Here is an 11,652-nt window from a genome sequence, read left to right as displayed (position 1 = left end):
AGCCTCATGCGGGATCCGCTGACCGTCCTCACGGACGCCTTCACCTCCTTCCTCTTCGGGAAGGTGGAGACGACCCGCCTGCCGGTGCGCACCTCGACCGGTCAGGCACAGGCCGTCTACCTGCCCACCGCGGCCCCCGGCCTGGGCGACTCCGGCGTGATCATCGGCCGGGAGGTGTACTCCGGCAAGGGCTACATCTACGACCCCTTCCAGCTGTACGGCCAGCAACTGCCGGCCCCTCACTGGCTGGTCCTGGGCGAGTCCGGAAACGGCAAGTCGGCGTTGGAGAAGACCTACGTACTGCGACAGCTGCGGTTCCGGGACCGCCAGGTCGTGGTGCTCGACGCGCAGGGCGAGGACGGCGTCGGCGAGTGGAACCTCATCGCGGAGGAGTTGGGCATAACTCCCGTCCGGCTGGACCCGACGGCCGCCCTGGACCACGGCATCCGGCTCAACCCCCTCGACCCGACGATCACCACCACAGGACAGCTGGCGCTGCTCCGGACCATCGTCGAGGTCGCCATGGGGCGCGGGCTCGACGAACGGTCGGGCTTCGCCCTCAAGGTGGCGCACTCCTACGTCAACGAGACCGTCCTCGACCGGCAGCCCGTCCTGACCGACATCGTGGAGCGCCTGCGCCACCCCGAACCGGACGCGGCCGAGGCGATGAACGTCGATCCCGACGACGTACGGGCCTGGGGCCTCGACGTCGCCCTGGTTCTCGACCGGCTCGTCGACGGCGACCTGCGCGGCATGTTCGACGGGCCCACCACGGTGGGGATCGACCTGGACGCACCGCTGATCGTCTTCGACCTGTCCCACATCGATCGCAACTCGATCGCGATGCCCATCCTGATGGCCATCGTCGGCGTGTGGCTGGAGCACACCTGGATCCGTCCCGACCGAAAGAAGCGCATCTTCCTGGTCGAGGAGGCCTGGCACATCATCAACAGCCCCTTCGTGGCCCAGCTGTTCCAACGACTGCTCAAGTTCGGCCGTCGGCTCGGCCTGTCCTTCGTGGCGGTCGTCCACCACCTGTCGGACGTCGTGGACGGGGCCGCGGCGAAGGAGGCGGCGGCGATCCTCAAGATGGCCTCGACCAGGACCGTCTACGCGCAGAAGGCCGACGAGGCGCGAGCCACCGGGAGGGTGCTGGGACTGCCCCGCTGGGCGGTGGAGATCATCCCGACCCTGACCCCGGGCATCGCGGTGTGGGACGTCAACGGCAACGTCCAGGTCGTCAAACACCTGGTGACCGAGACCGAGCGCCCCCTGGTCTTCACGGACCGCGCCATGACCGAATCCTCGGGAGACCGAGGCGACGACGCCCTGCTCGCGGCAGAACTGGAGGCGGAGGAACGAGCCGCGGCGTTCGTGGAACAGCGTCTGGGGGACCCGTCGCGGTCGACGGTGGCGTAGTGCTCGGGCTGCCCACGCCACCCCGGCCGTCCTCGCGTCCCTCCTCCTCGCCGCGATCGGACGCCGCCCCGGTGCCGCACCGGGCACGAGACGGAGGAACGGCATGAGACCGGACGAGGGCCGCCGCGAGGGTCGGGGCGGCGTCCCGGACGGCCTGTTGGTCGGCGCTATCGGGTTCCTGCTCGGCATGACGCTGCTGACGTGGACGGCCACCGGCCTGGCCGGCCTTCTCGCGCACGGCTCCTGGCCCTCGGGGGTCGCCTTCACTCGCACGCCCTCGGCCATGCGCCTGCTGGTCGCCGACCCCCGCGACATCCCCGGCGCCTGGCCCGGGGCGGCCCCGGTCGGACTCCCCGGACACGGGCTGTTCTGGGGGGTCTTCCTCGGACAGCTCATGGTGCTGGTGGTGCTGAGCGTCTTCGTACTGGGCACACTGGCCCGCTGGAAGGCCGTGCGGAGACATCGGACGGCCACCCGGGGCGGAGCCGGCGCCGAGGCGGGCCCTCAGCCGGCCCATCACCGGCACGGACCGGCGGGGGAGTCGGCACCGCGGTCCACGCGGCGACCCGCGGGGGCGCGGACGCCCGTCCCGGCCCCTCCCGCGCCCCCGGGAACGGAAGGGGATCCGGGAGGCGGCGCGCTTCCCCGGCCCGCCACCTCCCCGGGGCGGGCGATCCGTAAGGACGACTCGCCGACAGGGCCGGCGGAGTCGACCACCGACGCGCCGGCGAAGTCCCCGTCCCACGAAGCCGCCCCGCGGGAGTCCGTCGTCCCGAGCGTGCCCCCGGAGCACCGAGAAGGCCCGCTGCGGTACGGGCCGGCGGAGGTCCGCGGCGCCCTCGCCGTCCGGGCGGTGCGCGACGCCGCGGGGCCGGTGCTCGTCGTCACCTCGAACCCGGGTGTCTGGCGGGACACCAAGGACGCGCGCGCCAAGCTGGGCCCGGTACACCTCTACGACCCCGCGCATCTCTGCGACACCCCCTCCCGTCTCCGGTGGGCGCCGACGGCCGGCTGCCAGGACCCGGCGACGGCCGCGGAGCGGGCCGCCGCGCTGCTCGCCCCGGTCCGGCCGACCGCGCGACTCGACCAGGCCGTCTCCGACACCGCCCGCACGCTGCTGCGCTGCTACCTCCACGCCGCCGCCCTGGAGGGGCGGACGGTCCGACACCTCCACCGGTGGGCCCACGGCAACCAGGTGCAGGACGCCGTTCGCACCCTCCGCACCCACACCAGGGCGGCCCCCGGATCGGCGGGGGAACTGGAGGCCGCGCTCACCGCGTATCCCGAGCGCCGCGACATGGCACACGAGCTGACCTCCCGGACGCTGGCCGCCCTCTCCGCCGTCAACATCCGTCAGGCGTGCACATCCCACCGCGCCGACGTCCTCGCCCTGGATTCCTTCGTGGAAGAAGGGGGAAGTCTCTACGTGGTCGGCGAGTCCCTCGAAGACCCCAGGTCGGCGCCCGGCGCGATGCCGCTTCTGACGGCCCTCGCCTCCAGCGTGGTCGAGCGCGGCCGGCGCGTGGCCGCACGGTCATCCTCCGGTCGGCTCGACCCACCACTCACCCTGGTGTTGGAAGACGTGGCCGCCGTCGCCCCGCTCCCCCGTCTTCCCGAACTGCTCGCCTCCGGTGGGGACAGGGGCCTGCCGACGCTGGCCCTGCTCCGCTCCCCTGAGCAGGGCCGCGCCCGCTGGCCCCGGGAGGAACTGCCGGCCTGATCCGCGGGCGGACGGTGCCGGGCGTACGGTCCCCCGGACCTGCCGGGCCGATGCGGCGTCCTTCGGGCTCCGGCGGACGTCCGTGGTGGTGCCGCGACCTTCTGACGGCACGCCGACACCGTGCCCGCGACCATCTGACGGCAGACGTACAAGGCTCCACGAGTACCAATTCATACGATTACCCGCTCATAAGAACCCCGGACGCACTACGAAAAAACATCACATCCGTTATCCCTTTTGAGGTGATATGTGCTCATCGCCACTTCAGGCGACTCCACATCTGTCACGCACGAGGAGAATCGGGATGTTCCCCACACACGGTCGCGGCCCCCAGCGGCGCTCGAAGGGCACGGGAATTCGCGCCCACGGCAAACTCGTGGTCATCGCGGCGGCCGGACTCAGCACGATCGCCTGCACCGCGCCCGCCGCCATGGTGCCGACCACCAGCAAGGCCGCCGCCGTCCAGGGCGGCGACAGCGCCAAGGGCGGCGAGGCCAAGAAGGGCGGAGAGCCGGGTGGCCACCACGACGAGGACCACCACGACGACGCCGAGTACTGGGCCGAGCAGGCCGGGAACCCCGACACCGAGCACGGTGACGACGCCTCCGACGAGGGCTCGCACCGCGGCGGCGACGGCGAGCAGCGGGAGGGCGGAGAGCACCACGGCGGCAAGGAGGGCGGCAAGGAGGAAGGCGGCAAGGAGGAGGGTCGCTCCGGCGGAGCCGGCCGAGGCGGCGACGGGGAGCACGAGGGACACGACGAGCACGGGTACGACGAGCGCGACTCGCACGAGGTGAAGTGCTCCCCCAGCGCCCTCGCCTCCGCGATCACCAAGGCCAACCAGCGCGGAGGCGGGCACCTCTCCCTCGCCCCCAAGTGCGTCTACACCCTCACCTCCGGCCAGGACGGCAACGGCCTGCCCGTCGTCGTCCAGCCCATCACCATCGACGGCAACGGCGCCACCATCGCCCGCGCGGCCAACGCCGACCACTTCCGCCTGTTCGAGGTCGGCGCCGGCGGCGACCTGTCGCTGCGACACCTCACCCTGACCCGAGGCAAGAGCGCCGACAACGACGAGGGCGGCGCCGTGTTCGTCCAGCCGGCCGGACGTCTCGACCTCGACCACACCACCTTCCACAACAACTCCGTCGACGACATCGACTTCGACGAGGGCGGTGCCATCGCCAACGAGGGCGTCACCACCATCGCGAAGAGCACCTTCAGCGGCAACTACTCCGACAACGGTGGCGCCATCCAGAACAGGAGCGGCCTCTTGGAGGTCACCACCTCCAAGTTCACCGGAAACACCGCGGACTCCGACGGCGGAGCCATCCACAACGACGGCGGCACCACCAGGATCAGCAAGAGCGTATTCCGCGAGAACTCCGCGACCGACGGCGGAGCCGTCCACTCGGACTCCGGCCTGACGGAGATCGAGAAGAGCCTCGTCTCCTGCAACTCGGCGGAGAACGGCGGAGGCCTGTTCAGCGACGGCGGCGTCTTCCACATCCGCAAGAGCTCCATCGTCGAGAACACGGCCTTCGGCGACGGCGGGGGCATCGTCTTCGAAGAGGACGCGGTCCTGGAGGACAGCAAGGTCCACGACAACAAGGCCACCCTGAGCGGAGGCGGAATCCACACCGGGCTCAGCGACGACGACGGGGTGGCCGTACGCCGCACCTCCGTCAAGGGGAACCAGGTCAGCGGCGACACCAGCACCGGCGGAGGCATCTTCGTCGACGACGACAACGAGGTCGCCCTCACTCACACCAAGGTCATCGACAACGCGTCGGACGAGGCACCGGGCGGAATCGACAACAACGGGACCGTCACCACCTACTCCCACAACAAGATCATCGACAACGTCCCCACCAACTGCGACGGCAGCGCCAACCCCGTCCAGGGCTGCGACAACTGACCACACCCGCAAGAACACGAGGGCCTTTCCCCGGTGCGCAAGCACAAGGGAAAGGCCCTCGGTCATGAAAAAGGGAGGGTTCCCTCCCCCGACACAAAGCCGGAAGAAGGAACCCTCCCACAAAAATCGTTCGGCGGCGTCCTACTCTCCCACAGGGTCCCCCCTGCAGTACCATCGGCGCTGTAGAGCTTAGCTTCCGGGTTCGGAATGTAACCGGGCGTTTCCCCTACGCTAAAACCACCGAAACACAACGAAACAACAACCAGCACCCCACAACAGGGACAACCGTTCGTGGTTTCAGAACCAACACAGTGGACGCGAGCACCTACGGACAAGCCCTCGGCCTATTAGTACCGGTCAACTCCACACCTCACAGTGCTTCCATACCCGGCCTATCAACCCAGTCGTCTACTGGGAGCCTTACCCCATCAAGTAGGTGGGAGCCCTCATCTCGAAGCAGGCTTCCCGCTTAGATGCTTTCAGCGGTTATCCCTCCCGAACGTAGCCAACCAGCCATGCCCTTGGCAGAACAACTGGCACACCAGAGGTTCGTCCGTCCCGGTCCTCTCGTACTAGGGACAGCCCTTCTCAAGACTCCTACGCGCACAGCGGATAGGGACCGAACTGTCTCACGACGTTCTAAACCCAGCTCGCGTACCGCTTTAATGGGCGAACAGCCCAACCCTTGGGACCGACTCCAGCCCCAGGATGCGACGAGCCGACATCGAGGTGCCAAACCATCCCGTCGATATGGACTCTTGGGGAAGATCAGCCTGTTATCCCCGGGGTACCTTTTATCCGTTGAGCGACGGCGCTTCCACAAGCCACCGCCGGATCACTAGTCCCGACTTTCGTCCCTGCTCGACCCGTCGGTCTCACAGTCAAGCTCCCTTGTGCACTTACACTCAACACCTGATTACCAACCAGGCTGAGGGAACCTTTGGGCGCCTCCGTTACCCTTTAGGAGGCAACCGCCCCAGTTAAACTACCCATCAGACACTGTCCCTGATCCGGATCACGGACCCAGGTTAGACATCCAGCACGACCAGACTGGTATTTCAACGACGACTCCACCCACACTGGCGTACAGGCTTCACAGTCTCCCAGCTATCCTACACAAGCCGAACCGAACACCAATATCAAACTATAGTAAAGGTCCCGGGGTCTTTCCGTCCTGCTGCGCGAAACGAGCATCTTTACTCGTAGTGCAATTTCACCGGGCCTATGGTTGAGACAGTCGAGAAGTCGTTACGCCATTCGTGCAGGTCGGAACTTACCCGACAAGGAATTTCGCTACCTTAGGATGGTTATAGTTACCACCGCCGTTTACTGGCGCTTAAGTTCTCAGCTTCGCCCCACCGAAATGGAACTAACCGGTCCCCTTAACGTTCCAGCACCGGGCAGGCGTCAGTCCGTATACATCGCCTTACGGCTTCGCACGGACCTGTGTTTTTAGTAAACAGTCGCTTCTCGCTGGTCTCTGCGGCCACCCCCAGCTCAAGGCGCACAGCCCATCACCAGAAATGGCCCCCCTTCTCCCGAAGTTACGGGGGCATTTTGCCGAGTTCCTTAACCATAGTTCACCCGAACGCCTCGGTATTCTCTACCAGACCACCTGAGTCGGTTTAGGGTACGGGCCGCCATGAAACTCGCTAGAGGCTTTTCTCGACAGCATAGGATCATCCACTTCACCACAATCGGCTCGGCATCAGGTCTCAGACACATGTCACGCGGATTTACCTACGCAACGCCCTACACCCTTACCCCGGGACAACCACCGCCCGGGATGGACTACCTTCCTGCGTCACCCCATCACTCGCCTACTACCAGCTCGGACCACCGGCTCCACCACAATCCATCCCCCGAAGGGTCCGGAACGGCTTCACGGGCTTAGCATCACCAGATTCGACGTTTGACGCTCCACAGCGGGTACCGGAATATCAACCGGTTATCCATCGACTACGCCTGTCGGCCTCGCCTTAGGTCCCGACTTACCCTGGGCAGATCAGCTTGACCCAGGAACCCTTGGTCAATCGGCGCAAACGTTTCCCACGTTTGAATCGCTACTCATGCCTGCATTCTCACTCGTCAACCGTCCACAACTGCCTTACGGCGCTGCTTCACCCGGCAAACGACGCTCCCCTACCCATCCACACACCCGTTAAGGCAACCATGTGAATGACACGACTTCGGCGGTACACTTGAGCCCCGCTACATTATCGGCGCGGAATCACTTGACCAGTGAGCTATTACGCACTCTTTCAAGGATGGCTGCTTCTAAGCCAACCTCCTGGTTGTCTCTGCGACTCCACATCCTTTCCCACTTAGCGTACGCTTAGGGGCCTTAGTCGATGCTCTGGGCTGTTTCCCTCTCGACCATGGAGCTTATCCCCCACAGTCTCACTGCCGCGCTCTCACTTACCGGCATTCGGAGTTTGGCTAAGGTCAGTAACCCGGTAAGGCCCATCGCCTATCCAGTGCTCTACCTCCGGCAAGAAACACACGACGCTGCACCTAAATGCATTTCGGGGAGAACCAGCTATCACGGAGTTTGATTGGCCTTTCACCCCTAACCACAGGTCATCCCCCAGGTTTTCAACCCTGGTGGGTTCGGTCCTCCACGAAGTCTTACCTCCGCTTCAACCTGCCCATGGCTAGATCACTCCGCTTCGGGTCTTGAGCATGCTACTCCAACGCCCTCTTCGGACTCGCTTTCGCTACGGCTACCCCACAACAGGTTAACCTCGCAACACACCGCAAACTCGCAGGCTCATTCTTCAAAAGGCACGCAGTCACGACACACAAACCCCGAAAGGCTCGCATGCGACGCTCCCACGGCTTGTAGGCACACGGTTTCAGGTACTATTTCACTCCCCTCCCGGGGTACTTTTCACCATTCCCTCACGGTACTATCCGCTATCGGTCACCAGGGAATATTTAGGCTTAACGGGTGGTCCCGCCAGATTCACACGGGATTTCTCGGGCCCCGTGCTACTTGGGAAAATCCTCAACGAGCCGCTGACATTTCGACTACGGGGGTCTTACCCTCTACGCCGGACCTTTCGCATGTCCTTCGCCTACATCAACGGTTTCTCACTCGCCTCACAGCCGGCAGACCATGAAAAAAGACATCCCACAACCCCGCACACGCAACCCCTGCCGGGTATCACACGCATACGGTTTGGCCTCATCCAGTTTCGCTCGCCACTACTCCCGGAATCACGGTTGTTTTCTCTTCCTGCGGGTACTGAGATGTTTCACTTCCCCGCGTTCCCTCCACTCGCCCTATGAGTTCAGGCAAGGGTGACAGCCCATGACGACTGCCGGGTTTCCCCATTCGGACACCCCCGGATCAAAGCCTGGTTGACGACTCCCCGGGGCCTATCGCGGCCTCCCACGTCCTTCATCGGTTCCTGGTGCCAAGGCATCCACCGTGCGCCCTTAAAAACTTGGCCACAGATGCTCGCGTCCACTGTGCAGTTCTCAAACAACGACCAGCCACCCGTCACACACCATCCACCGACGATGCTTCACCAGGACCGGCACAACCGAGACCACGACCACACGGCCGCACCCTCAGACACCCAACAACGTGCCCGACCGAACCCCCCCCCGAACATGTCTTCCACACCCCCCACCACAGCAGGAAGCAGTACAAACACACCCGGAACAGAAAACCCGACCGAATAGTCAACGTTCCACCCACGAGCACACCGGCACCAGACACTCGCTGATGAACCGGCCTCTGCCCACACCCCCCACAACCAAGGGGAGGCACAGGAGAAAGCTCCTTAGAAAGGAGGTGATCCAGCCGCACCTTCCGGTACGGCTACCTTGTTACGACTTCGTCCCAATCGCCAGTCCCACCTTCGACAGCTCCCTCCCACAAGGGGTTGGGCCACCGGCTTCGGGTGTTACCGACTTTCGTGACGTGACGGGCGGTGTGTACAAGGCCCGGGAACGTATTCACCGCAGCAATGCTGATCTGCGATTACTAGCGACTCCGACTTCATGGGGTCGAGTTGCAGACCCCAATCCGAACTGAGACCGGCTTTTTGAGATTCGCTCCACCTCACGGCATCGCAGCTCATTGTACCGGCCATTGTAGCACGTGTGCAGCCCAAGACATAAGGGGCATGATGACTTGACGTCGTCCCCACCTTCCTCCGAGTTGACCCCGGCGGTCTCCCGTGAGTCCCCAACCTCCGAAGAGTTGCTGGCAACACGGGACAAGGGTTGCGCTCGTTGCGGGACTTAACCCAACATCTCACGACACGAGCTGACGACAGCCATGCACCACCTGTACACCGACCACAAGGGCACACCCATCTCTGAGCGCTTCCGATGTATGTCAAGCCTTGGTAAGGTTCTTCGCGTTGCGTCGAATTAAGCCACATGCTCCGCCGCTTGTGCGGGCCCCCGTCAATTCCTTTGAGTTTTAGCCTTGCGGCCGTACTCCCCAGGCGGGGCACTTAATGCGTTAGCTGCGGCACGGACAACGTGGAATGCTGCCCACACCTAGTGCCCACCGTTTACGGCGTGGACTACCAGGGTATCTAATCCTGTTCGCTCCCCACGCTTTCGCTCCTCAGCGTCAGTATCGGCCCAGAGATCCGCCTTCGCCACCGGTGTTCCTCCTGATATCTGCGCATTTCACCGCTACACCAGGAATTCCGATCTCCCCTACCGAACTCTAGCCTGCCCGTATCGACTGCAGACCCGGGGTTAAGCCCCGGGCTTTCACAACCGACGCGACAAGCCGCCTACGAGCTCTTTACGCCCAATAATTCCGGACAACGCTCGCGCCCTACGTATTACCGCGGCTGCTGGCACGTAGTTAGCCGGCGCTTCTTCTGCAGGTACCGTCACTCACGCTTCTTCCCTGCTGAAAGAGGTTTACAACCCGAAGGCCGTCATCCCTCACGCGGCGTCGCTGCATCAGGCTTGCGCCCATTGTGCAATATTCCCCACTGCTGCCTCCCGTAGGAGTCTGGGCCGTGTCTCAGTCCCAGTGTGGCCGGTCGCCCTCTCAGGCCGGCTACCCGTCGTCGCCTTGGTGAGCCACTACCTCACCAACAAGCTGATAGGCCGCGGGCTCATCCTGCACCGCCGGAGCTTTCCACCACCACGGATGCCCGTGACAGTCAATATCCGGTATTAGACCCCGTTTCCAGGGCTTGTCCCAGAGTGCAGGGCAGATTGCCCACGTGTTACTCACCCGTTCGCCACTAATCCCCACCGAAATGGTTCATCGTTCGACTTGCATGTGTTAAGCACGCCGCCAGCGTTCGTCCTGAGCCAGGATCAAACTCTCCGTGAATGCTCTGCCGGTCACCCGGCACACAACACGGGAGCGGGACCACCGGAGGAATAACCCGATGATCCACAGCGTCCTCGCTGTGTTCTACTTCAAAGGAACCCGTCCACCGGAACAACAATCCCGGCGTCGGGGTATCAACATATCTGGCGTTGACTTTTGGCACGCTGTTGAGTTCTCAAGGAACGGACGCTTTCTTCGTACTCACCCGAGAAACACACTCTCTCGCGGCTTTCCTCCGGGCGTTTCCCCTTCGGTTTCACCGACTCTACCAGACCGTTTCCGACCCGATTTCCTCGGCCGCCTTCCCGAAAAGCACTTCCGCGCTTCCCTTTCCGGCCTCTCCGACTCTACCAGACCGTTTCACCGACCTGATCCCCAGTCAGCGGGGTTCGCCTTCACGGCCGTTGAGCCGTTCCGACGTCCCGAACACTAGCGACTTTCCCCGCGGTTCCCAAATCGAGCCGGCGGAACGAATTCCGGACACGCCGAAATCGCTCCGCAGGAGATCGTGCTGGTGTGTGGGTGCCGCTGACGCGGCGGAGGGTCACCGGGGAACCGCTTGGCCCCCATGGCAACCCGAAGAACTCTACGGAGCGCCCATGAGGTTGTCAACTTCGCCCTGTCAAGGGGTTTCTTCGAGATCGCTGAGCCGACCGTCGGCGTCGGGCTGGGCGTGCTCCACCCTGCGGAGCAGGACGGTGAGGACCTCGCCCAGCCTCACCCGCTCGTCGGCGGAGAGGTCCTGGAGGAGGTCCTCCTCGAACACGGAGGCACGGCGCATGACCTCCAGCCACTTCTCCCGTCCGGCGTCGGTCAGCTCGACGATGACGCGCACCCGGTTGTTCTCGTCCCGCTCACGGGTCACCAGGTCCTCGGCGACCAGTCGGTCGATGCGGTGGGTCATGGCCGCCGGCGTCAGCCCCAGGCGCTTCGCCAACTCTCCCGGTCCCAGCCGGTAGGGGGATCCGGCGAGGACGAGCGCCTTGAGCACCTCCCACTCGGCGTTACCGATGTCCAGGTCGACGGTCTGTCGGCGGTACGCGACGTTCATCCGGCGGTTCAGCCGGGAGAGTGCCGAGACGATCTTCTCCACCTGGGGGTCGAGGTCGCGGAACTCGCGCTGGTAGGCGGCGATCTGTTCGTCGAGTGTCGGCTCGTCCGCCTCTGAGGTGTCGCCCATGTCGGCAGTATGACACGGCACACCTTTGCCTCGAAGTCCTTCGGTCTGTACTCTTTAGCTTCGAACTTTAGGTCTGAAGTCTTGGCCTCGAAGTT

Annotated in this window: 4 protein-coding genes and 3 rRNA genes; 3 read left to right on the top strand and 4 right to left on the bottom strand. The window is 64.3% G+C overall.

Translation table 11 applies throughout. The annotated features are described in order from the left end of the window. Window positions 1-6 precede the first annotated feature (6 nt). The 3 genes from JEK78_RS11750 (at window position 7) to JEK78_RS11740 (ending at window position 5,057) form a co-directional block, all read left to right on the top strand. Window positions 7-1,419: an ATP-binding protein gene (locus tag JEK78_RS11750; RefSeq protein ID WP_200258254.1), complete on the top strand. Its 1,413-nt coding sequence runs from the start codon at window positions 7-9 to the stop codon at window positions 1,417-1,419. Window positions 1,420-1,522: 103 nt separating this feature from the next. Continuing rightward, complete coding sequence (locus tag JEK78_RS11745) at window positions 1,523-3,139, top strand: type IV secretory system conjugative DNA transfer family protein (RefSeq protein ID WP_200258251.1); 1,617 nt, start codon at window positions 1,523-1,525, stop codon at window positions 3,137-3,139. A gap of 304 nt (window positions 3,140-3,443) precedes the next feature. Next, entirely contained in the window at window positions 3,444-5,057 is a 1,614-nt protein-coding gene (locus tag JEK78_RS11740; protein WP_200258249.1) for a hypothetical protein, read from the top strand. Between the two features lie 128 nt (window positions 5,058-5,185). On the opposite strand, the gene rrf is transcribed toward JEK78_RS11740, so the two are convergent. The 4 genes from rrf to JEK78_RS11720 form a co-directional block, all read right to left on the bottom strand. Further along, a 5S ribosomal RNA gene (gene rrf / locus JEK78_RS11735) occupies window positions 5,186-5,302 on the bottom strand. An 82-nt stretch (window positions 5,303-5,384) separates the two neighbouring features. Continuing rightward, window positions 5,385-8,512: ribosomal RNA gene (locus tag JEK78_RS11730) — 23S ribosomal RNA — on the bottom strand. A gap of 340 nt (window positions 8,513-8,852) precedes the next feature. Next, window positions 8,853-10,377, bottom strand: a 16S ribosomal RNA gene (locus tag JEK78_RS11725). The 16S, 23S and 5S rRNA genes sit together here, the layout of an rRNA operon. Before the next feature lie 622 nt (window positions 10,378-10,999). Further along, window positions 11,000-11,557 carry a MarR family transcriptional regulator gene (locus JEK78_RS11720; RefSeq protein ID WP_200258246.1) on the bottom strand — a complete coding sequence of 186 codons (558 nt, stop codon included), beginning with the start codon at window positions 11,555-11,557 and terminating at the stop codon, window positions 11,000-11,002. Between the last annotated feature and the right edge of the window lie 95 nt (window positions 11,558-11,652).

The organism is Streptomyces sp. HSG2, from assembly GCF_016598575.1.
In the GTDB taxonomy this organism is placed as follows: Bacteria; Actinomycetota; Actinomycetes; order Streptomycetales; family Streptomycetaceae; genus Streptomyces.
This window is presented reverse-complemented; position numbering and strand designations above follow the sequence as displayed.